The 23,930-nt window shown below is 54.2% G+C and carries 14 protein-coding genes; 3 read left to right on the top strand and 11 right to left on the bottom strand.

Annotated features, from left to right (window positions below; translation table 11 throughout):
* Positions 1-137: 137 nt before the first annotated feature.
* Both B088_RS04000 and B088_RS03995 read left to right on the top strand, forming a co-directional pair.
* On the top strand, positions 138-3,404 hold the full coding sequence (locus B088_RS04000; RefSeq protein WP_162137994.1) for a SusC/RagA family TonB-linked outer membrane protein: 3,267 nt from the start codon (positions 138-140) through the stop codon (positions 3,402-3,404).
* Between the two features lie 18 nt (positions 3,405-3,422).
* Positions 3,423-4,835, top strand: coding sequence for a RagB/SusD family nutrient uptake outer membrane protein (locus B088_RS03995; protein WP_018107120.1), 1,413 nt, complete (start codon positions 3,423-3,425; stop codon positions 4,833-4,835).
* A gap of 262 nt (positions 4,836-5,097) precedes the next feature.
* On the opposite strand, the gene B088_RS03990 is transcribed toward B088_RS03995, so the two are convergent.
* Positions 5,098-6,216 carry a TlpA family protein disulfide reductase gene (locus B088_RS03990; RefSeq protein WP_018107119.1) on the bottom strand — a complete coding sequence of 373 codons (1,119 nt, stop codon included), beginning with the start codon at positions 6,214-6,216 and terminating at the stop codon, positions 5,098-5,100.
* A 72-nt stretch (positions 6,217-6,288) separates the two neighbouring features.
* Positions 6,289-6,873: an ISAs1 family transposase gene (locus B088_RS03985; RefSeq protein WP_281109919.1), complete on the bottom strand. Its 585-nt coding sequence runs from the start codon at positions 6,871-6,873 to the stop codon at positions 6,289-6,291.
* Between the two features lie 399 nt (positions 6,874-7,272).
* Between B088_RS03985 and B088_RS03980 the strand changes: the two genes are divergently transcribed.
* Complete coding sequence (locus tag B088_RS03980) at positions 7,273-8,271, top strand: metallophosphoesterase family protein (RefSeq protein ID WP_018107117.1); 999 nt, start codon at positions 7,273-7,275, stop codon at positions 8,269-8,271.
* A 64-nt stretch (positions 8,272-8,335) separates the two neighbouring features.
* Here B088_RS03980 and B088_RS03975 read toward each other — a convergent pair whose 3' ends face one another.
* The 9 genes from B088_RS03975 to B088_RS03935 all read right to left on the bottom strand — a co-directional run bounded on the left by B088_RS03975 (position 8,336) and on the right by B088_RS03935 (position 23,888).
* On the bottom strand, positions 8,336-9,535 hold the full coding sequence (locus B088_RS03975; RefSeq protein WP_018107116.1) for an AGE family epimerase/isomerase: 1,200 nt from the start codon (positions 9,533-9,535) through the stop codon (positions 8,336-8,338).
* Positions 9,536-9,595: 60 nt separating this feature from the next.
* Entirely contained in the window at positions 9,596-11,410 is a 1,815-nt protein-coding gene (locus tag B088_RS03970; RefSeq protein WP_018107115.1) for a DUF5018 domain-containing protein, read from the bottom strand.
* A gap of 19 nt (positions 11,411-11,429) precedes the next feature.
* A complete protein-coding gene (locus tag B088_RS03965) occupies positions 11,430-12,998 on the bottom strand; it encodes a RagB/SusD family nutrient uptake outer membrane protein (protein WP_018107114.1) in 1,569 nt (522 codons plus the stop codon).
* 166 nt (positions 12,999-13,164) lie between these two features.
* A complete protein-coding gene (locus tag B088_RS03960; RefSeq protein ID WP_081605462.1) occupies positions 13,165-16,239 on the bottom strand; it encodes a SusC/RagA family TonB-linked outer membrane protein in 3,075 nt (1,024 codons plus the stop codon).
* Between the two features lie 130 nt (positions 16,240-16,369).
* The gene (locus B088_RS03955; RefSeq protein ID WP_018107112.1) at positions 16,370-18,655 is read right to left on the bottom strand and encodes a glycoside hydrolase family 20 protein; all 2,286 of its coding nucleotides are present in this window, start codon (positions 18,653-18,655) and stop codon (positions 16,370-16,372) included.
* 13 nt (positions 18,656-18,668) lie between these two features.
* On the bottom strand, positions 18,669-20,090 hold the full coding sequence (locus B088_RS03950; RefSeq protein ID WP_018107111.1) for a sugar porter family MFS transporter: 1,422 nt from the start codon (positions 20,088-20,090) through the stop codon (positions 18,669-18,671).
* A 9-nt stretch (positions 20,091-20,099) separates the two neighbouring features.
* Complete coding sequence (locus B088_RS03945) at positions 20,100-20,786, bottom strand: GDSL-type esterase/lipase family protein (RefSeq protein ID WP_018107110.1); 687 nt, start codon at positions 20,784-20,786, stop codon at positions 20,100-20,102.
* A gap of 79 nt (positions 20,787-20,865) precedes the next feature.
* Positions 20,866-22,797: an FAD-dependent oxidoreductase gene (locus B088_RS03940; protein ID WP_018107109.1), complete on the bottom strand. Its 1,932-nt coding sequence runs from the start codon at positions 22,795-22,797 to the stop codon at positions 20,866-20,868.
* Positions 22,794-23,888, bottom strand: coding sequence for a DUF4434 domain-containing protein (locus B088_RS03935; RefSeq protein WP_018107108.1), 1,095 nt, complete (start codon positions 23,886-23,888; stop codon positions 22,794-22,796). The genes B088_RS03940 and B088_RS03935 overlap by 4 nt, the downstream gene beginning before the upstream one ends.
* Positions 23,889-23,930: the final 42 nt, after the last annotated feature.

Below are 23,930 nucleotides of genomic sequence, written 5' to 3'. Positions count from 1 at the left end.
CCTAATACCGGTAAAAGTTTCTTCTAATACCGGTAATAGATGGAGGGTAAAGTCCTCTCCGGAGATAACTTCTTTAAGGAAAGAATTAAGTATCTTTCGCCTCTGAAACAAAACCGATTTTTCCACTATTTTATATGATGAATCGAAGACTTAATACACTCCTGTCGCTCCTTCTGATGTTAGCCTTCGTCACAGTGGCAAAGGCACAGACTGAGAGCGGCCTCCGGGTCATCACGGGTCTCGTACTTGAGACCAATGGTGAGCCGATCCCCGGCGCGACAATCTATGCGCCACAGGCCGCCAAGGGGGCGATATCTGAGGTGGACGGCTCCTTCAGGATCGAGGTCCCAGTCGGTGAGAAGACACTCTCCGTCAGCTATGTGGGTATGTCGACTGTTGTCCTGAGTCTCAAGCCGGACAAGTCCTACTACAAGGTGACCCTCTACGAGGATGTGGCCAAGCTGGACGAGGTGGTGGTCACCGGCTACCAGACGATCTCTAAGGAGCGTGCAACGGGTTCCTTTGCTATCATGGGTAAGGATGATATCAGCAAGAAGCTGGACACCTCGCTCCTCAAGCGACTGGAGGGTGGCGTCGCAGGTCTGCAGTCTCGTGGGGGAGGTGAACTACAGATCCGTGGCATCACCTCTCTTCTCGGCAATACGAAGCCACTGATCGTGGTGGATGGGATGCCGCTCGAGGGCGATCTCTCGAGCATCAATCCCTCCATGATCGAGCGAGTGACAGTGCTTAAGGATGCTGCTGCCGCCTCTATCTATGGAGCGCGAGCTGCCAATGGCGTCATCGTCATCAATACCGTAAGTGGCTCTCGAGATGGGGGATTCAGCCTCACCTATGACGGAGTGATGGAGATGACGGCGAAGCCCTCGTATGACTACCTACACCGCCTCTCATCCGCGCAGCTCGTTGAGCTCTCGGAGTATGTCATGCAGAGCCAGTTCCCTGGTATCACCTGGTCCCTGCTCTCATCCCAGAGGCAGGCTTACCCCTACTTCATGGAGCTCTTCTCCAAGCGGAGTGAGGGGCTGATCTCTGACACAGAGTATCAGGCAGAGCGTAGTCGACTGGCAGGCTACAGCAATACCGGCGATATAAGGGATGCACTTCTTCGTACGGGGCTAATGCAGACACATAACGTCAGCATGATCAAGTCCGGTAAGGGTAATCGCTTCATCGCTTCGGTCAATTATGCCGGCAATCACCCGACGGATGCTCTGTCACGTGATCGGTCGATCGGCTTCTCGCTCCGTAATCTGATCGACTTGTCTGACCGTCTCTCGAGCGATATTTCCGTGTCGGGTAACTATGGACGATCCTACTCCGACGATGGTTCCCCCAGTGCGCTCAGTCTCCTTTATAGCCTTCCCTCTTATGTGCCCATAGTAGACAACGGATCCTATCTGAGTCTCCCGACGGAGCGGAGTGAGAGCTCCAAGGCGGATCTCCTGGCGAGGGGGCTGGAGAGTGAGGAGTACAATCCTCTCCGTGATCGCAGCATGGAGTGGTCTCGAGGGGAGAATAGCTACACGCGTGTCAATGCTAAGCTGTCCTATAAGCTGCTCACCGGTCTGACACTTGACGGTCAACTACAGGTGGAGAAGGGAGCCAATTACAGTAAGAACTTTGCTGACGCCACCTCCTACACCGTCCGGCAGATGCGGAATGCCGCCACTGTCCTCGAGGATGGCAGTTATGTCTCTTACATACCGAAGGGAGGGCATCTCCGCGAGACCCGTGGAGGGATGACCGGCTATACAGCGAGGATGCAGGCCAATTACGACACCAGCTTCGGCGAGGACCACCGACTGACTGCCCTCGCCGGTACGGAGTGGCGGAGGATCCACTCCACCTCCACCTCGTCCTACCTGATGGGTTACGATGATATTTCTCTGGGATCGGTCCCCTATGACGCCGGTAAGCTTGCCAATCTCTCCGGGACGATGGCGATGAACGGTCGCTTCACCTTCCCCTCCAATCGCTACAATCGGGTGACCGACCATGACGATCGCTTTATCTCGATGTACGCTAATTTCTCCTACGACTACCTGGATAGGTATAATCTCACCGGAAGTGTCCGCATCGATCAGTCCAATCTCTTCGGTACCGACCCGAAGATCCAGTACAAGCCACTCTGGTCTCTCGGTGGCGCCTGGGCGATGCATAAGGAGGACTTCATGAAGGACGTGACCTGGGTCGATCGTCTCACGCCCCGCCTTACCTATGGTATCGGAGGAAATATCCCTAAGGTCGGTGGTCCCTATATGATCGTCCGTACCGGACAGTACGGAGAGATGAACCGCCTGCCCGGCAGTACCATCCAGACGCCGCCCAATCCCTCACTCACCTGGGAGCGGACAGCGACGCTCAACCTGGGTCTTGACTTCGCCATCCTCCATAATCGCATCAGCGGATATATCGACCTCTACGATAAGGCAACGAGCAACCTCCTCGGTACCCGATCAGGTGATCCGACCCTCGGATGGGCTAACCTCCTGATGAACTATGGAGCGATGAACAACCGAGGCGTGGAGATCACACTTCATACCATTAATCTCCAGAGTCCGGACTTCCGCTGGAGCACTGACTTCACCTTTGCTTACAATCGCAACCGAATCCTCGATGTAGACGAGCCGAACAAGAGCGTCAATAAGTACATCATGAGTGACTATGGTGTGCAGACCTCCGGGTATCCGGTCAATAGCCTCTTTGCTCTCCCCTGGGCCGGACTCTACACCACCGATGAGGAGGGCAATCGAATCGAGCAGGGACGCCCGCACGTCTATACTACCACCCCCGATGGTAAGAGAGTGGCGGTCACGGAGACAGAGCGAATGGAGGATCTGATCCACGTCGGTACGCTCACCCCGGTGTGGAATGGCGGTCTCACGAATACCCTTGAGTACAAGGACCTGTCGCTCTCCTTTGCCTTCGTCTACTATGGCGGTCATAAGCTGCGCCAGGTGGTGGCTCCCTATCTCTCCGGTCTCAATTTTGTCACTGCAGGGACCAATACGGATGCCGACCTGATCCATACTTGGCGCAAGGAGGGCGATGAAGACAACCCCCTCACCACACCTCTCCTCTCAGGTAATGATCCCACCGATGGTGAGAAGGCTTCCTGGTACGGCGCCGATAAGCACGTCCTCTCCGGAAATTATATCCGTCTCAAGGATGTGGTGCTTACCTACAGACTGCCGTCGACGCTTCTCCGATCCATGCACCTGACCGATGTGACGCTACGTCTCCAGGCCAATAACCTCTGGTACTATGCTGCCAATGGTAAGGGCATTGATCCTGAGGCTTACTCCTTCGGGATGGGGACACCGGCACGACTGCCACAGGTGCCTGCTTCCTTCTCCTTCGGACTCTCACTTACGCTCTAATCTATCGACTCGTAACGTATGAAAGTGATATACAAAACACTCGCCCTCCTCGCGCTCTCGCTGATGCTCAGCGGCTGTAAGGACTTCCTCGGGAATGTCCCCAAGGGCTACCAGATACCGACTAAGGTGGAGGAGTATGAGCTGCTGCTCAATGACGACAAGCTGACCTCTCTCGCCTCCTCCGAGTATGATCTGATGGCGGATGAGATCTATGTGCCTGCCGCACTCGATGAGGACCTCTACTACCAGACGACGCTGAAGAATATGACGCCTGTCTGGAGGCGTATCTATCTCTACCAGGCACCTTTCTATGGCCCTGACAAGGCGGATGGCAATTACGATGCAGCCTACAGTAGGATCTTTACCTACAACTCCATCCTCACCGGACTTAAGACAGCCTCCGGAAATGAGACTGAGATGTCTCGAGTCCGTGCGGAGGCGCTTGCCGGTCGTGCCCTGGAGTATCTGACCCTCGTCGGTATCTATGGTCCGTCGTACGATAAAGGGCGTGCTGCAGAGATCAAGACGGTAGCCCTACTCACCGACAACGACATCAATCATAAGGATCTCTCGCCCGCTACTCAGGAGGAGGTCTACCGCCAGATCATCGCAGACCTGACGGAGGCACTGCCTGCTCTGCCCGACCAGCCCTCCGGTAATGCTTACCGCATGAGCAAGGGCGCCGGCTACGGCATCTTCGCTCGCGCCGCCTGGCAGATGAGGAACTATGAGACCGCGCTCAAGTATGCCCATAAGGCACTAGAGACTAAGAGCGAACTGGTAGACTACAAGACGCTTGACTTTAACGAGGAAGAGTGGCAGGCAGGGGTGCGCAATAGCTACCCCGAGGCTCTCCTCAATCCGGAGAATATCCTCATCCGTCACCTCTCGCCTCTCAGCGGTCTTGATGAGTATGCCCTTGTCGGCCATGAGATTCCAGGGCTCTTCGAGGGGACAAAGGATCGGCGACGTGAGATCTTCATCACGAGTGTACCCGGTGGAAGTGCTGAGAGTTGCCCTCCGGGCGAGCTGGTATGGAACCCTGCCATCCGTCCCAATGTCGGCATCTCCACACCTGAGATGTACCTTATTGCGGCAGAGTGTGAGGCTCGGGTCGGCAGTAGAGATGAGGCCCTTCGTCTCCTCAATCATCTGCGTGACTATCGGATTGTGGACAATAAGCCCCTCCAGATCAGCGACAAGACAGAGCTCATCCGGGCCGTGCTTGATGAGCGGCAGCGGGAGTTCCTCTTCCGGGGCTTCTTCCGAATTGTCGACCTGAAGCGACGCGCTCTGGACCCCGACTTTGCCGTCACGGTCACCCACTATGACGAGAAGGGCAATCCCGTCGTTGCATCTCCCACGTCGCCGGACTACCTGAGAGTACCGCTTCCCGCCAAGGTGCTTGCCTTCTGGGAGAGTCAGAAATAACGCCTTTACGCTGCACTACAAATTCTATGAGGAGATATCCGGACCACCGGATATCTCCTCATAGTTTATTTGCTAGGTGGTGAGGAAGGAATGTTACCCGGACAACTCAAAGTCTCAAACCCTCGGGCTGCAAATGCATATGCATTAGGAACCTATGATCATTGTCCCTTCCTGGGTGGCTTAGTCCTCTTGGGGTAAGTACTAAAGCGAGGGCGTGCTGTCTGTGGAGACGGCACGCCCTCATTGTGTTTTTGGGGGATGATCAGAGGCCGAGGTCTGCGATCTTGGCACTCATCTCGTTGGCGTCATTGGTCTTGAGCTCAATGGTGCCCTCGGGGTTGATCAGGATCAGGGTCGGGATCGCCTGGATGCCGTAGGCGTCGGCGAAGGCAGTCGTGGTGTCAAAGACCGTGGTCCAGGTCATACCGAGCTCCTTGCGAGCTTGAGTATTTGCCTCAAAGGTCTCATTGATACCTCCGATGCTCACCACCTTGATCGTGGAGGTATGTCCTTTTGCGATCTCAGCGAGGTGCGGCATGGCAGCACGGCAGGGACCGCACCAGGAGGCCCAGACATCGATGAGGAGGTGCTTGCCCTCCTCACGGAGTTCGCTCACGCGGATCTCCTTGCCGGTCTCATCGGTCATCGTTACGTCGACGTAGGGCTGACCGGCACTCGTCTTCTGCTCTGCCTGCTGCAGCTCATAGAGCTTCTTCAGGTCGGGATCCTCCTTGATCAGGTCGCCGGCAGACTCGTACAGCTCGACGAAGCCCTTAGAGTCGGAGGTGGGGTAGAGGGAGAGCGCCATCCGTCCCAGCTCGTTATCCTTATTCTCCTCGAAGCACTTACGAGCGATCTCTGCCACACGTGCAGTGAAGCGATCGGAGAGCTCGGCGCCCTTCTTAGAGATCTCGGGAGTCACCTTATTCCCAGCAGCCTTGTACGCCTCCTGGAGTGAGAGACTCTCGCGGACGTAGTCGCCGTAGGCGGTATTGTACTCCTCTGTGAGAGTTGCGAGCTGGCGATTCATCGGCGTGGAGGTCTCGTCGTAAGTATATCCCTCGCTGTCGCTGTCGGGGATGATCGTCGAGGTACCACTCTCGGGGAAGTAGCCGATCGCCTGACCTCCCAGCTCTACGTCGTAGCGAGTGAGGGAGATGGTGTCGGGCAAGTCGAGCTCAAAGGCTCCTGAGGTTACCTGAGCGGAGTCGATCCGCTCACCGCCCTTTGCGATGAGCGTGGCGTACTGTCCCTCGAGACTCTGAGGGAGGTTGCTTCCCCGTAGGCGGGGTGCCGTGCTCTCCTTAGTGCAGGCGATGGTGCCGGTGACCAGTAGCCCGGCAGAGAGGAGAAGTAGAGACTTCTTCATACTGTTATTCATGTTAGGGTGTGAGTTATTCTGATGCAAATCTAACATTTTCGTTCTTTACAGATATGGGTGACGCATTTGAAATTAAGCGGTATAGTCGTAAGCAAGGATCTCTGATGATTCCTTAAGGGCATTTATCTTCCGGCAATCATCATAGGCTCTTCTCTCTTTCGCTCTCATTCTGCCAAGGAAGAAGAGGGCGATCTTGTATATGATATTTATGTTTTCAGCCGCATTACCTCTTCTTTTAAGTGACTGATCCTCACGAAATATCACATCCAGGCAGTAGTGAAGATTATTCTCCACGGACCAGTGTTCCCGGATCATTTTGAAGACTTTCTCGGGATCGGTGTGAGAGGAGATGAAGTAGGTGACTTCACGGCTTTCTTTTCCTGTCCGCTTATTATATCTCACCCTGGTCATTTTATGGATCGAGCGCATATTCTGCCATTTGTTCAGGCTGATATAGTGCTCCAGGTCTGAGAATCTCATCGGGTCCATGATGCTCTCCATCACCCTTTTCTCCACACGTCCATGACCACATTCCTCCGATATGGTACGCACGATTTCCTTCTTGTAGAACGGCTTGAAAAGCCCGTCCGCCTCAAGGAGCGTCCCCTTTTGATTGGACTTCACATTGAGGATGTAGTCGGCCTCCTTCTCGGTTATCTTGACCAGTAGAATATAGTCCAGCGGGTAAACGAGATGATTTCCCTTGCGATGATCCGGGACCGCAGAGAGGATGGAGAAGATACTTTCTATAGAGAAACGATGCTGAAAATAGTGATTTATGCCATTGATTATCAGCTACTGAGTTACAGAAAACACCCGACAGAAACAAGCTTAAGATGTTAAATTTCAGCTGATTATGACTGATACTTGGAGTAATCTCGATCCCTCAAGATCCAAATGCGTCACCCCTGCACTCCCCTCTCCGGGCACATCAGAATCCGAATTAGCCGCTACTGCGATTGCCATTGATGGAGCATGGCGTTCTGAGGGAAATAGCATAATAAATGGGTACCTTAGAGCAGGCAATCGATATGGCTCACCCTGATAAAGGAGGTCATGAAACTCAAAAGCGTCAACAATATGCGTAGAGCACTGATCCTACTTCTCTTACTCGTAACCTTGCAGCAGTCCTGCCTGCTCGCTCAGAATGACACCACTCTTCGCTTTCGCGAGGACGGGACTTTCAGGATTGCACAATTTACCGACCTGCACTTAGATCCCGGTTCCCCAGGTAAGGCTCAGACTCTGACAATACTCCGAGAGATTATCACGATAGAGCAGCCTGACTTAGTCGTATTGACAGGTGATGTAGTGACTCGGGCACCGGCAGCAGAGGGGTGGCGGAGTATCATACGATTTTTCACAGAGGAGCGACAGCCCTATGTCGTCTTGCTCGGCAATCACGATGCAGAAACGATTGCCAAGGACTCCATTTATACGCTTCTGGAGGGGACGCCCTATTGCCTGAGTCAAAGAGGTCCGGTAGAGATCAGCGGAAGAGGCAACCAGCAACTCAGGATCAGAGGATCAACAGAAAACACCACAGGGGCTCTCCTCTACCTGATCGACTCCGGGCAGTACTACCACGACCAGTCCCTGAGCCACTACGACATCATTCACTTTGACCAGATAGAATGGCTAAGGAGGGTACATACAGAAACACAGGAGGAGATAGGAGATGATACCCTCCCCGCCCTACTCTTCTTTCACATCCCCATACCGGAGTATAGCGCGCTCTCAGACAATAAGGAGGTAGTCGGTGAGATGCGGTGGCATGTCAACTCCCCGGCGATCAATAGTGGACTATTCGGCACCATGCTGGAGATGAAGGGGGTTATGGGAGCCTTCTGTGGACACGATCACTCCAATGATGCGATAGGGCTCTACAAGGGGCTGGCTCTCGGATACGGCAGAGTCAGCGGCATCGATGCCTATGAGGGGCTGTCACGCGGTGGTAGGATCATAGTGCTCTATGAGGGAGAGCAACGCTTCGATACCTATGTGGTTATCTCCGGTGAAGAGGAGAGGGGACCTCTCTTTCGGTACACCCGGTGACAAAGAGAGAGGGCTGCACCACTGAAGTCTCAGCAATGCAGCCCTCTCTTATTATTTCAGGAACCTACTCTCCGCGGAGTTCCTCTGCGAGGAGGATGAGCTTAGTCAGCATGCGGGGGATGTGGAAGGGTCCCTTGAAGAGGTTGCCCTTAGCCGGCTGTGCCACGGTGCCGTCTCTGTGGAGGTAGCCGTACCACTCGGGGTACTCAGGGTCACGGAGGTGGGTCCAGGCCCAGTCGAGTGCTTTCTTATGACTCTCGAGGTACTCCTCCCGACCGGTCTCCTTATAGGCATAGAGGTGTGCAATGGCTGCCTCGGTCTGAGGCCACCAGAACTTCATGTCCTGGCTGTAGTCCTGACTCGGGAAGCCCTTGCAGTCGAGGAAGTTGATCACACCCCCATAGGGCTCGTCCCAGCCCCACTCCCAGGCGCCGTCCAGCACCTCGAGGGCAAAGGATCGCATCTCATCCGAGATCGACAGATAGGGGAAGGCGTGCCCCACCTCCATGAGGAACCAGGAGGTCTCGATGCAGTGACCGGGATTGATCGTTCGCCCGCCGAGGGTGTCGATCAGGTCGCCCTCAGGGGTGACACTCTCGAGGATGATGTGGTACTCCGGGCGCCAGAGCTTGTGGCGGATCGCCTCATACGACTGCTCCACCTGACGATCGAGGATCGGATCATCGACTACCTGACGCAGCACTGCGGCGGTATTCATCAGGATCATCAGGATGCTGTGACCGATGGCGGGCTGAGTGGGGAGGTACTTGGACGGCAGTGCACCGGGCGTCTCTAGCCACTCCTGCACCTGACGGAAGAGTCGGAGAGCCTTCTCGGCATAGCTCTTGTCTCCTGTCGCCAGCGCATACTCCGCCATAGCGATGATGCCAAAGGTCTCGGAGAAAACGTAGCGACGCTTGCGGAGCGGAAGCCCCTCGCGTGTCACCTCGAAGTACCACCGCCCATCCTTCGGATCGACGCAGTGCTTTTCGGCGAAGTCGAGGATACTCCTTGCCGCCTCGAGGTACTCGGGGCGGGGGTCGATGTGATTATAGACGTAGGAGAGGATATAGGCTGCACGACCCTGAAACCAGACCGACTTGGTCCCGTCCATCAGGGTCCCATCGCGATCGACGCAGGTGAGCATGCCGCCATACTCCCGGTCGAGACCATGCTCGAGCCAGAAGGGGAGGACACTCTTCAGCAGCTCCTCCCTGCACTGAGTGATTATGTGGTGTAGATATTCTTGAGTTGAAGAATCCATTTCTTAATTCTGAAGTTCAGTCATTACTCTTTCACAAGGATGTAATTCGGCATCACTGTCTTAGATGGAGTACTTGGTGATCTCCCAACCCATGAATCCCATGTCGGTCACCATAAGATAGACATGGACTGTTGTCTCATCCGGGCTGACGAAGAAGCAGGCATCTCCCACCTTATTGGGATTCTTACCCACATGCTCATTGAGCCAGCCATAGAGCCGACCGTAGTCCACTTCATTGGGAGCCGTGAGGTCTCCGGTGGCGGCGGGATCGTACTTCTTATTGTAGGAGTCGAGGATCTCACCATCTGTGAGAGACGCCGGAGCACCGCTCTTGATGTCGGCAACGATAAGGCGATTACGCCAGTCATAACCAGCATCCCAATCGGCAACACTTCCATTACCTATAGCGACCAGCTCCATGCCGTTGAAGTGGGTGTAGGCAAAACCCTTGGTATTCCCATTGACAGTGAACCAGCGCTTACCTGGACCAAAGTAATGGGTCTCACCATCCATACCTACCTTGACCATACCGCGATCCACGAGAGCGCCGATCACGACAGGATCACTGTCCTCTACACCGGTGGGGACACACTTGGAGGCATTGGTAAGGGCAATTGCACTCTTGGGAGCAATAAGTCCGCTGTGCTTAACGACCTCACCATCCTTGAGGGAAAGTACGAAGAACTCATTGAGGCCATTGAAGACAAATCCAATACGCGCCTTGCCACTGAGGACATTGCCGGCAATGCCCATGGTACGTCCGGTATTGGCATTCTTATTCTTACCCACAAACATCGGGTCGTGCTGAAGATCCTGCGTAAAAATCTTGGTCGGTGTACCATCAATGCCATCCTTCCAGACCCACACTTCGAGCGTGTGATTTGGAACCCACTTATTCTCGATCGAGGAGATCGTGGTAGCCACCAGGTGACCTGCCTCATCGTGAGCGATACCGTGGATATCACCAACGATGGGATCACGATTGACGGTCTTACCGGTAGCCTTGCCTGTGAAGCGATTGTGGCGAAGGAATGGCCCCTTGAGATTGGCGATGACTAGCTCATCTCCGATCACAGCCATAGAGCGATTTTGAGCATCAACCCAGCCGTGATCACCATCCTTTATCACCTTGACTCCGAAGAGGGGAGAGATCACACCCGGCTTACCAAGCGGCGCGTAGTTGGGATCTACGATCTTAAAACTATACTTAGTCTCTTTTCCGCTCTGGGAAACTACCGTGAAAGAGGTACTCTCGTCGGTGAGGTCCATCTCAGCCCCCTCAGCAGGGAGCTTCAGCGTCGACCATGGCGAGGTCTCGATCTCCAGCTTGGCATGCTTGAGCAACTGAAGGTGCTTGTACCCGAGCTGGACGATCTTGATGATGCGTGAGCCATCCTCACTCACCGGCTGTAGAATGTAGATGAACTTATCATTATCACCTCCGTTAGTCAACTTGATCGAGGTGACATCAGAGCGGTCCGATCGCACATACTCTGCGCGGAAGGTATACTCCTTACTACTTCCATCTACGTAGTGTATGGTAGACTTAAAGTCCTTGGTGAGGTCATGGACACCCTCCAGCTTGGGCTCAAATGTTGCACCCACAGGCATCACCGCAGTGAGGACCATCTGGGTCAGGTCTCCCTGTATCGGGTCGATGTCAGAGAGATAGTAGGGGATCTTAAGAGTAATGAGCCCCTCCTCATCATCGATAGTAGCCTTGAAGGTCTTATCTTTATTGGAGCAAAAAGCCCCCTCTACCGACAATTTATGCAAGTCCGCCTCCTTGGTGTAGCCGGGCTCGACCGGACTCTGACAGCCCGTCAGAAGTCCGAGGAGCGCGCCTATGAGAGGTAGTATATATCTTACTTTCATAGCTGTACGTGTTTCGTAGTTATTTCCATTGTTCATTCTGCTCAAGAGCCGCGTTGTTCTTAAACTCATTAAGCGGGATCGGATTGATCAGATACCTCTCCGGGAAGACGAGAGGCTGAGGATCCACGGCGATGTACTGGTACACGAAGTGGTCGTCACTCTTGGTAATCTTGACGCCATGGCGCTGCATGCCATCCATAACCATCTGAGCAATACCCCACCGACGGAGGTCCCAGAAGCGGTGTCCCTCCAGACCCAGCTCCCGGATGCGCTCCAGCTGCAAGTCACCCAGGTACTCCTCCCAGGAGGCCTTGAGGGGAAGCGCGGGCAGCTGTACCGACGCACGAGTGGTGCGCAGCTTATTGAGCTCCTGGTAGGCCTCGGTGTACTTCCCCAGTCGCGCCAGGGCCTCAGACTTGATGAGCAATACCTCTGCATATCGCATCTCGATCCAGTACTGATCGCTCTTGATATTTACGAGATCTGACTCGGGGTCATACTGGAGATACTTGCGCACCACATATCCGGTAGTCGTGCTTCGAGTATTATCGGCAGTATCATACTCATGGAAGCCATCCACACCACCGACAAAGAGCTCGAGATTACGCGGCTCCCATCGCTTATTGGCGACATCGACAAGGCGCTTCCATGGTGCTCCGTTGTAGAGAATGGTGGCGTAGAAGCGAGGGTCACGATCCTTCCAGGGATCGATCCCCTCAGATGTCACCTCATCCCAACTGAAGGGCTTCCACTCATCCCCCACCTTGATCTCGTAGCTCCCGGCAAACTCCTCCGTCGGGGTAGCCACCACGCCGGTCTCATGACCGAGGAAGTCGGCAGACGCTCCGTAGTAATTATCAAAATTGTGCTGCAGGCTCGGCTTATCGAAGTAAGCGGCAAGGATAAGCTCCTTATTGTGCTCCGTGGTAAAGACCTTGCTGTAGTCGTCCAGAAGAGCATACTTACCCAGACGCTCTACCTGAGACACCGCATCCAGCGCTTCCTGCCACCTGCCGGCGTAGAGAGCCGCGCGTGACATAAGTGCCCACGCGGTGCCCTTGGTGACTCGACCCAGCTCCAGTGCAGGCCACTCCTCGGGGAGACTCTCTGCTGCCTTGGCGTACTCACTGAGGACAAAGTCCCAGCACTCCTTCTCCGACGAGCGGGCTTTAGAGCGATCGTTCTGATCATCGACCTTCTCCTCGCTGATCCGGAGGACAACGCCTCCATAGCGCTGGATCAGCTCCTGGTAAGCAAAAGCTCTCCAGAAGCGTGCCTCCGCGATGCGTATGGCGACCTCCTCCTGGGGAAGCTCAGAGAGCTTACCCTTATTGCAGTCGACGAGGAATTCGTTGATCCTCTTGATCCGACTATACATATCAGCCCAGTTGTCGAGGACAAAGGTCTGTGTATAGCTCTGAGGCTGATAGAAGATCTTATCATTCTCGGAGAAAGTCTGATTATAGAAGGTGGGCTTCATCAGATCCGTGTAGAGCTCACTCATGCGCCCATTGCTCCTGATCTCTGCCGTGTGCGGTGACATCAGAACTCCGTAGAAACTCTTGACGTGAAGGTCAAGGTTCTTCATATTAGCATAAGCGGTATGCTCGCTGTATCGATCATTGGGATTTATTTCCAGAGGATCGCTACACCCTGTAATCGCAGTCGATAGTGCGCCCAGCGACAAGCAGAGTACTGCTATCTTAGCTATTATCTGTCTCATATCCTTGAGTATTTCTTAGTAAATGATTCCATCAGAAGGAGACATCAAGTCCCAGGCTGACTGTTTTCTGCTGAGGATAGTAGGCTTGGAGGACACTAGGTGCCTCAGGGTCTATATACTTAAAGCCGGAGAAGGTGAGGAGATTGACTCCGGCCACGTAGAGTCGGAGGCTCTGCAGACTCATCTTATTAGTGAGGGTCTCCGGTAGCGTGTAACCGAGGGTGACATTCTTGAGTCTCAGGTAAGATCCATTGATCAGCCAGTAGTCTGAGGTAAACGCATTATTGATATTCCCCTCAATAGAGAGACGAGGATACATACCACCCGTGTTATCGGGTCTCCAGCTTCCCTCCACAAGATACCTGGGCGGGGTATCTCCTCCGCCATAGAAGGGTTTCGTCAGAGGGGTCATATCCTCCGCTCCATTATTCCACGTACCCTGAAGCATCTGGCTATAGAGAGCCGCTCCCTGAAACATCACAGAGAAGTCAATCCCTCTCCAGTTGAGTGAACCATTGATCGCATAGACCAACTCCGGGAATCTGGAGGAGGCTATCTCCACCTTATCTTCATAGGTTATCCGTCCATCACCATTGATATCCACATACTTGATATCACCGAGACGAGGTTTCTGTGAGGGGGACTTAGGAGCGTTATCAAGCTCCTCCTGAGTCTGGAAGAGTCCGTCTGTCTTAAATCCAAGCACTCGACCTACCGAGCGTCCGATCTGACTCTGCCAAGGGAGGATATTGTCCGGCTCTGCTCTCTTGAGGATGCGATTATGAGTGTAAGAGATGGTACTACTTAGATTGTAGTGCAGATCCCCTACGGTATTGCGATGTGAGAGCACCAGCTCGAAGCCTCGGTTGTCAAAGGTACCTGAGTTCTCGATCGTAGGATAGTTACCTCCCAGTGAGGGGGGATAATTACCTCCGAGAGGCTGGAGGATATCATAGGTATACTTGTAGAAGACATCCATCTCAACACCCAGGAGTCCCCTCCAGAGAGTCAGGTCAAGACCGAGGTTATAGGTCCGCGTCTTCTCCCAGGTCAGGTCGGGGATAGGCATACCGGCAGAGGAGGTAACCAAGGTATTCTGTGCCTGCGGGTCCTTACCGAAGGCTACATTCTTATTCTGGAGACTGTAGCTCTTGAGGAAGAGATAGGGAGCCACGGTATTACGTCCCAGCTGACCGATACTTCCACGGAGCTTAAGCATGTCGACGATATCGGTGCGGTCCTTGATAAAGCTCTCCTCAGACATCACCCACGCGAGAGAGCCGGAGGGGAAGAAGCCCCAGCGGTAGTCCTTAGCAAAGAGATAGGTTCCATCATAACGGAAGGAAAACTCTGCGAGGTACTTCTTGTCATAGGCATAATTGACACGCCCCACGTATCCGGCATTGGCAATACTGCCACTCTTTCCTCCGTTTCCCGGCCAGCGCTCTCCTGCCTCGGGAATGACCTTTCCGAAATCCAGCTCTCTGATATCGAAGAGGTCGTAGCTCCGACGACGAGCCTGTAAGTTACTGGTGTAGAGACCATTTAGCTCGTAGAGGAAGAGGGCACCGACATGATGCTTATCAAACGTATTGCTGTACTCGATAGCGGGTCGGAGGGTATAGCCGACATTCTGAGTGTTACTCATGTAGAGGCTGCCATCCTTCTGCAGATTTGTAGCATCCCTAAGGGCATACTCCTTCTTCCCGAAGTCGTACCACATCACCTCGTAAGCGTAATTGAAGCTCTTGCCATTGAGTGCCTTATAGTCCCAAGAGGCAAACATCGAGACATTGAGGCCCTCGACGTAGGGGATATCCCAGCGGATCTTACCGGATCCCTCGAAGGCATAGTTCTTATTCTCCGAGGAGCCGGAGTTACCGATACTGTAGTAGGGATTGATCGGAAGGCGTGCAGGAGCGGTAGGATGACCGTCATACTCACGGGGGACAAATGGTCTCGCATACATGAGTAAGCCCCAGACGTTACCCTCCTCCTGATTGCCCCAGGAGAGGATACCATCAGTGAAGTTATTGCGATATCTGCCTGCGAGATTGATGGACACGGTGATATTCTTGACCGGAACAGCATCGATATTGGCACGCAGACCATACTGGCTATAGTGATTGGTATCGAGAATACCATTCTGGTTCATGAATTCACCACTGGTGTAGTACTTGATGCGCTCAGAGCCTCCCGTCAGAGACACGGTGTGCTTCTGCATAGAGGTCGACTTGAGTGCAGGAGCGATCCAGTCGGTATTCTCATACCCATCAGAAGGATCGCCATTGGTCACCAGGGTCATCTCTTCCTCGGTAAACTTAGGAGCCTTTCCATCCAGCTCAAGCGCTTTATTGTACCACTGCATATACTCCAGACCGTTGACAAACTCAGGGAGAGTCGTCGGGCGTGACCAAGAGTAAGAGCCGGAGTAGCTGATATTGTGTCGTCCCTCAGCACCACGCTTTGTGGTGATGAGGATGACACCATTACCGGCTCGCATACCATAGACTGCAGCCGCTGCTGCATCTCTAAGCACGGAAATGCTCTCGATGTCCTGAGGATTGACCTCATTCATCCTTCTCTCCACACCATCGACTAAGATCAGCGGAGAGGAGCTACCATTATAGGTATTGAGACCACGGAGCAAGATCTCGGTGCCATCAGACCCTGGTGCACCACCGGACTGAACTCCGGAGAGACCGGGGGCCCTTCCGACAAGCAGCTGAGAGACATTACTTGTCGGGACCTTGGTGAGGTCGGACTTAGAGATCGTAGAGACGGCACCGGTGAGGTGCTCCTTCTTTTGAGTACCATAGCCGACAACTACAAGTTCGTCGAGCTGCGCTACGTTGTCTAGTAGCTTGACGTTGATCACCGTCTTACTTCCGACGGTAATCTCCTGTGGTACCATTCCGATGAAGCTAAAGACTAGCACATCTGACTTGGCAACACGGATAGAGTACCGACCATCCTGGTCAGTTGCAGTGCCGTTACCGGTATTCTTGACCTTTACCATGACACCAGTGAGAGGCAGTCCGGTATTGTCAGTCACTTGACCGGTGACTTGGAGTTGTTGCCCATGCGCTGTGACTTGTAGTGCCATCATTAGCACTCCTACCACAAGGGCCAATCTCCGGCAGATAGAGGCAGTTGCGATCTTCATAATCTGCGGTTTTGACTTATTAGGGTTTGTAAATCTATAAAACTATTATTATTAATCTCATTATCAACTCTTACCAGATCACGATCTCATCCGTCATCAGGTATTTATCGTCCGGAGGCATATGATAGTGCACCTTGATGTAGCGCGCTTTACGATCTGTCCGGATAGTGAATGTCTCTATGCGTTGCCTCCGATCGTCGGGGGAGGTGGCAGATAAGATCCTGCCACAGGGGGTGAAGGTCTGTCCGTCCTCGGAGAGAGAGACCTCGACCCAGCGAGGCATATAGAGACCGGGACCCGCTTGCTGCATGCATCGGGTCGACACCTTGTGTATGGGCTGCACCACTCCGAGATCGATAAGCACCACATTGTCGCGAGAGGCACGAGTCCCCAGCCACTTACCATCAGAGAAGTTTGCCGTCCCCCGCACGCCGTCCAGCAGCGCCGTCTCAAGACCCACAGAGGCATACTCACTGCCGGTGGGGGTCAGCCAGGTAAGTCTCTTACCCACCCCCAAGTGATAGTCAGCATCCACCTCCGTCACCCGACCATCTATCCTGCCGGCCACGAAGTGCGCCGCCATGATCCGTGCAGAGTCGCTCACCACGATGGTGTCACCGAGGCTGTATCTCGGCGAGGAGAGTGTCGGGATCGTCCCATCCAGTGTATAATGTACCTCGAGGGGACGTCGCTCACTCTCCAGTGTTACCAGTATCCTCCGATGAGCATTGTCGACAGTCATACTCTCATCCAAGCTGGAGGAGGGACTATAGCTATTGACGCCCCTACCCCGCAGTCTCTCCACCTCGCGATTGAGACGCCACTTAAAGCACTCCGGATCCTTCTGCGACACCTCTGTCCAGCCTATCTCAGCAAGAGACAGGAGGCGAGGAAAGATCATATACTCTGCATGCTCCGGGGTAGGCACATACTCCGTCCAGAGATTTCCCTGTACACCTACGATGTGCCTCTTCTCGTCCGATGTGAGTGAGGGGGGTACAGGATCATACCCGTAAGTCCTCATAAAGGTAGTGGTCCAGCCATTGGCCTCCGGCTCATAGCGTCTATCCGACTGATAGTAGTCCAGATACAGGATCCCCACAGGACACATTATGGCATCGTGACCGGACTTGGCTGCCGTGATGCCTCCCTCCTCACCACGCCAGGACATAATAGTCATCTCGGGAGGTGCTCCTCCGCCGAGGACATCATCCCAGCCTATGGCTGTGCGTCCCCTAGAGGTGACGTACTCTGAGATGGAGGTCATGAAGTAACCCTGCAGGGCGTCTGTACTCTCCAGCCCCTCCCTGTCACGCAGAGCCTTGCACCGTGAGCAAGTCTCCCATCCTCTCTTGTCTGCCTCATCGCCCCCTATATGGATATACTGAGAGGGGAAGAGATCCATCACCTCATCCAGGACCCGGTGTATAAAGGTGTAGGTCTCAGGATTACCGAGACAGAGATCTCTCTCGTACCTTGCCGGACTACCACTACAAGAGAGCTGCGGAAGGGCATAGAGTACCTCACTGCTGTGGCTCGGCATCTCGATCTCAGGGATCACCTCTATGCCTCTCTCCTGAGCGAAGCGGACCACTTCGCGGACCTCCTCCTGCGTGTAGTACCCACCATAGCCGCCGATAGAGTCAGAGGGAATATGCCGTCTGTCACCAGAGTCCCACCACCTCATAAAGTGAGACTCACTACGGTATGCAGTCTTGCCTACCAGCTCAGGAATGCTCTTGATCTCCAGGCGCCATCCACCGCCATCCGTGAGATGCCAGTGGAGCTTATTGAGCTTATACCGAGCCATCTCATCAAGAAGTCGGAGGATAAAGGGGAGGGGCATATAGTGACGTGACACATCCAGCATCAGTCCCCTGTAGGGAAGCCGCGGCCGATCCTCGATCTCCAGAGAGGGAAGCCCTCTCGGAGTGATCAGCTGCCTAAGCGTCTGTAGAGCATAGCGTGCTCCCTCGGCCTCCTTATAGCGGAGGAGGACACCTGCGTCAGGAGTTATCCTGAGGGTATACCCGTCCGGCGTCATCCTCGGATCATACTCAAAGTGGATCATCGAGCGATCCGTCGACTCCTCACACGAGACGCTCAGCCCCGAGACCGCCCCCACCTCCTCGATCTCACCGACCAACTCCCAGGCAATAGGCAAGAGATCACCAAGAGTCTCGGGCAGCGACAGGCTCACTCCATCGGACCACTCATAATACCCCTCGGATAGAGACTCCACATGCTGAGGCATGGGGATCAAGGTGTAGTCCCCCTCCTGAGAATAGGCGGAGAGACCTCCTACGAGGGCAGCGCAGGAGAGGAGGAGTCGGAGTATGTGCGAGATGGAGCTCATGGCGACTAAGTCATCATCGAGATGGAGTAGAGCGGAACCAGAAGCGCTCGATCTCCTCCAGACTCTTACCGGTAGTCTCCGGCATGAGCCTCCACACGATATAGAGGTAGGGCAGGCACATGAGTGCAAAGAGGAAAAAGGTCCCCGAGGGCGTCAGTGTCTCCAGCATCCAGGGCGTAAGCTGACCAATCAGGTAGGTCCCGATCCATAGCGAGAGACCCGCCAAGGACATCGCCAGACCTCGGATGCGGGTCGGATACATCTCTGAGAGGAAGACAAAGATCACCGCGCTGATAGACCCCGCACAGAAGAATATGTATGCCAGGAAGAAGACCAGCAACCAGGTGGACGAGATGCCGATCGCCTCACCATACAGGAAGTATAGCCCTATCAGCACCAGCGACACGATCATACCTGACACGCCATAGTAGACCAGAGTCTTCCGCCCCACCTTGTCGATAAGGAAGATCGCAAGCACTGTGGTAAGTACATTTACTATACCGATCCACACCTGATACCACAGAGAGTCCTGCGCTGCCAGCCCGGCACCCTCAAAGATAGATGGACCATAGTAGAGCACAGCATTGACTCCCATAAATTGTCCAAGCATAGCGATCGCCACCCCGATCAAGACCGGGCGGAGGACAGCCGGCTCCCTCAGGAGCCGGAGAGAGCTCTGCTCAGCGGATGTTGCTGCGATAGCTGCTCTCGTCTCACTCATCTGACTCTCGACCACCTCAGGGTCCCTATGCATAGTGCGTAGGATCTCCCTTGCCCGGTCGTCCTTATGTCTCAGGATGAGCCATCGGGGACTCTCGGGGATAAATAGTATAGCCACAAGGAAGAGCAGAGCAGGGATCGTCTCCATCCCCAGCATCCCACGCCAGACCTCTGTGGAGAAGATGAGTTGCATCCAGTCTCCGGAGAGGGTCGGATCAGAGGAGGACCATCTGAGGAGTGCAAAATTGATGAGATATGCTCCGAGGAAACCAATAGTGACGGCCAGCTGATAGAGCGCCACCATCCGTCCGCGATACTTAGGGATAGATATCTCAGAGATATAGAGTGGCGAGACGATCGACACGACGCCGATCCCCATCCCTCCTATGATACGATAGACCACCAGCTGATCAAATGAGTGGCTGACTGCACAGCCTACCGCAGAGGTAGTGAAGAGGACCGCAGAGAGCAGCATACTCCACTTGCGCCCTATCCCATCACTCAGGATCCCGGCGCATAGCACCCCGATAATCGATCCTACCAAAGCGCAGCCCACGTACCAGCCCTGCGACATGGTATCTAAGCCATACTGCCCCACCACGAGAGGGATGGTCCCCGAGATAACTGCCGTATCATAGCCAAAGAGGAAGCCTCCGAGAGCAGCAATTATCGCCAGGAAGAGCAGGTAGCCGTAGTTGGTCTCTTTCTTCTCCATCTTGTTGCCTTACTTCTCCACTAAGGGGGTTATCTCATTGATCCATAGACGATAGCCCTGAGCAGTCAGATGGATGCCGTCACGGGTATATGAGGCGCGCAGCATATCTGTCTCCGGGTCTATCAGGAGAGAGAAAATATCCAGGTAAGTACAGTCCATCCTCTTAGCCAAGGCTGAGAGCTCGGCATTGATCTGACGGATATTATCGGTGCTTACTGAGGGCGTGTCAGTCTTGAAGATCTCCCGATTGATCGGAAGTATACTCTCGAGGAAGATCTTCGTGTCAGGGCACTGACTCTTCAGGATACTCAGGATATGCTCGATATTAGCAATGATCTGAGCATTGGGCTTAGAGCCGATGAGGTCGTTGATACCAATCATCAGGAAGAGCTTGGATGGCTGATGCCGGATGATCTCAGGCATACGGTGGAGCACTCCGGCTGTGATGTCACCCCCGATACCTCTATTGAGGATCGCGACACCGGTGGGTGGCGTAAAGTACTCGTGCCACTGCCAGTGATCAGTGATGCTATTGCCGAGGAAGACGATCGCACCATCATGGGTGGGAGCCTCCTCAAACATTGACTCCCTCATAGTATAGTGGACAAAGGGCTCAAAGGGAGGTAGCTCGCGCTGAGCGTAAAGCGACTGTGCTCCGAGGAGGAGCAGCAGGATCGGAAGCAGATACCTATTCATGTCTTTTTTTCTTGATTATAATGCCGTGATTATCACATCGATTCTTTATAGCGGATAAGGGCTTGATCTAATACCGATATTAGAGATCACTAATACCGATATTAGACTTTTCTTTTACCGGTATTAGTGAGCCGTCGGGTCGGCACACCTTATTTCCGTAGAGATCCACTTCTTGACTAAAGGGATTGAGTATGCGATCCAGGAGGAGGATAAAGTCTCCCCTCGAGATGGTCCCTCCGAGGTCTTGCCCCGGGAGCTCAGCCTCTGTCACCTCTCTCCCGGAGAGCAGGCTCATCAGCCGGAGTGCTCGGGATACCGATACCTCCTCGTGATCAGCTCCTCTCCACAGGCGGATCTGCTCCACCGCATCGGGATAGTACTCCTCCAGGCAGAAGATCTCCCCGTAGAGGAGCGGAGCAGTGACACGCATCCACGTCTCATTGGACCAATTAATTGTCTTGCCCTCACCCCTCAGGATCCCGGTGACGCCTATGCGCTGTAGGGGGAGGAAGAGAGGGTCGCCCTGAGGGACATCAAGGAAGGGCATCAGATACCCACCTCGCCTCAGCAGCTCGCTCTGTACAGCTCTCACAGATACCCCTGCCGAAGGGATCTCATCCCTGACGGAGAGTGCGGCAAGCAGACCGGCGGCCTGTCCCAGCTGCATGACCACCGGCTGGAGCCGAGTAGTGCCATTGACGACATTAGACACGGAGATAGACTTCTCCGCGACGAGGAGGTCTCCCTGATCCTGAGGGATCACTACGCCCAGCGGGACAGCAAAGGAGGGTACCGGATGGAAGTGGAGGTCGGGTAACGCCTCCTCGCCGGTATAGGCCTCGTGGTGATGATCCACCGGATAGTCTCCCACCGCCACAGAGGTACGANAGAGAGGGAGTGGCTGATCGTATGGGTGCTCCAGATGATTGAGATCAAAGCGGACTACCCCCCTGATCCGCCGTGACTCTCTGTGGTAGGGGATGAAGGGCCAGCCGTCTGCAGTGGGGTACTCATCATCCGCAATGCCGAGGTGATCGAAGCCCAGCTCATCATGCAGGAAGTAGAGGAAGCGCTTGGTCTTCTCCTTAGCCTGCTTATAAGCCTCTTGACGCTCCTCCTCGGATGACTCTATCACATTGGCGTAGTAATCATTGCCCTCTATCGGCCAATTGATCATATACTTACCATTGGGCAACTTGCCATACCGGAGCATATCCTCCGGCGACCAGAGGGTGCGGGTGGAATTGACAGGAGTATGACAGAGATCCGTCTTGCAAGAGCAAGCAAACTCCCTCGGGTCATAGCCCTCCGGTCGCTTGAGCGGCATAGGGTGATCGTACTCCTTGAGTATGGCTACATAGGTGAGATCCTGTATGATGTGATTAGACTCCTCCGGAGCGACATCCTCCCCTGAGATAGCCCTTGACTCCATACCCACATCGTACGGCACTCCCAGCTCTCCCGCGATGTCACCAAGCTCTGTCGCATCAATCAGTCGACGCGCCAGCACCTGCTCTGAGCCCTCCGGCCTACTTATCCGCAGACGATACCCCTCTCCGGGGGCTATCTCTATAGAGGCGACTGTGGTCGAGGGGTAGAGAGTCAAGTGAGACTCCCGGCGGACCATACGTAGTAGGATCGCACTCCCTACAGAAGGCTCAAAGAGTGTCCGACTCACCCAGCCGGTTGCGAGAGCCTTATCGTCACCATAGTGATCGACCAGGGCACGACGAAACTCGCCGTAGATGCCACTCTGCAGCCGGTAATTACCATCCACGGCACTCACTCCGGCCGAGGTGAGCATCCCTCCGAGCCACTCACACTCAGAGAGGAGCAAGGTAGAGCACCCCATGCGGGCCGACTGTACTGCTGCCGCGGTACCGGCGACACCACCACCCACAACGACCACATCGTACGCTCTCTCCTGACCTGAGAGGGTCTGACCCATCAGCAGGCAGGATAGAGCGACAAGGGTAGCCCGGACGAAACTATGGAGAGAGAAGGTCCTCATCTTATGCCAAAGTACTCACGGTATCTGTCGTATAGATGACCTGCCTGCAAGTAAGCAGACTGGGGCGAGAGGAAGTGGGAGAACTCAAAGGTGATCGCCTTATCGTACCCGGCACGCTTAGCAGCCTCGAGCTTGAGACGAAGTTTCTCAAAATTAATCGGGAAAAAGCGTATCGGCATGTCTCTATCAAAGGTCTCAGCATTGGTCCAGCACTGCATACCATACTTGTCGGCGAGCCTCTTATTCACCTCAAAGAACGCATCCAGCTCATCGTAGTCGATCTGACCATCCTGGAAGGCTACGGCATCCACCACATCATGGATCCCGGAGAAGATCTCGTCCCACTCCCTCTCATGCTGCTGCACGGAGACGGCATCAGCCTTGGTCAGTGCACTACCGGAGGCCATCACAGCCTTCTTCCCATCTATCCAGGGAGAGATGAAGGTGGGGAGTCCCCCCGACACATCCTTGCACTGCTTGCCCATCGCGTGGAAGGCACCAATGGCCCCCTTGGTAGCACGACTGATCTCTCCACTGATATACCATCCGCCAAAGCTGCTATACCGCTTCCCGTAGCGCTCCCACACTTCATCGATGACATACTTATTATCCTCGATCTCATGAGACATATCCCCGGTATCCCAGTAGACTCCCGAGTCGTAGAGACCGAGGTAAAACTTCATACCATGCTTCTGTGCCAGCCTCAGGAAGAGGTCGAGCAGGTCTCGCCCGGGTCGGTAGCAACCCTTGCTGATCAGGTAGGGCGACGGATAAGTGATAAACTTACGATACCCGCAGCGGATCATAATGACTGTATCTATGCCGATAGCACGCATATACCCGAAGTCCCGATCCCACTCCTCCTCGCCCCAGTTTTGGCAGGGGATATCATGGGTGATCTCATCAAGGAAGGTCCCTGTGATCGGTAGTGCATTACCGATAGGAGCCGTCCGGAGGCTGGACTCTGTGGTGAGAGGCTCTCCGTACACATCCGTGATGGACTCTGCTCTAGAGAGTAGCGTGGAGGAGAGGGCTGCAGCACCTATGGCTGCGCTCTTCTTAAGGAAGTTTCTTCTACTCTTATCTTCCATAATTATCTATTAAGGCTTTGCTGAAAATAGTAATAATCGACC

It is taken from the genome of Porphyromonas bennonis DSM 23058 = JCM 16335, from assembly GCF_000375645.1.
Lineage (GTDB): Bacteria > Bacteroidota > Bacteroidia > Bacteroidales > Porphyromonadaceae > Porphyromonas_A > Porphyromonas_A bennonis.
The sequence above is the reverse complement of the archived record's forward strand: the minus strand, read 5'-3'. Positions and strand labels throughout refer to the sequence as shown.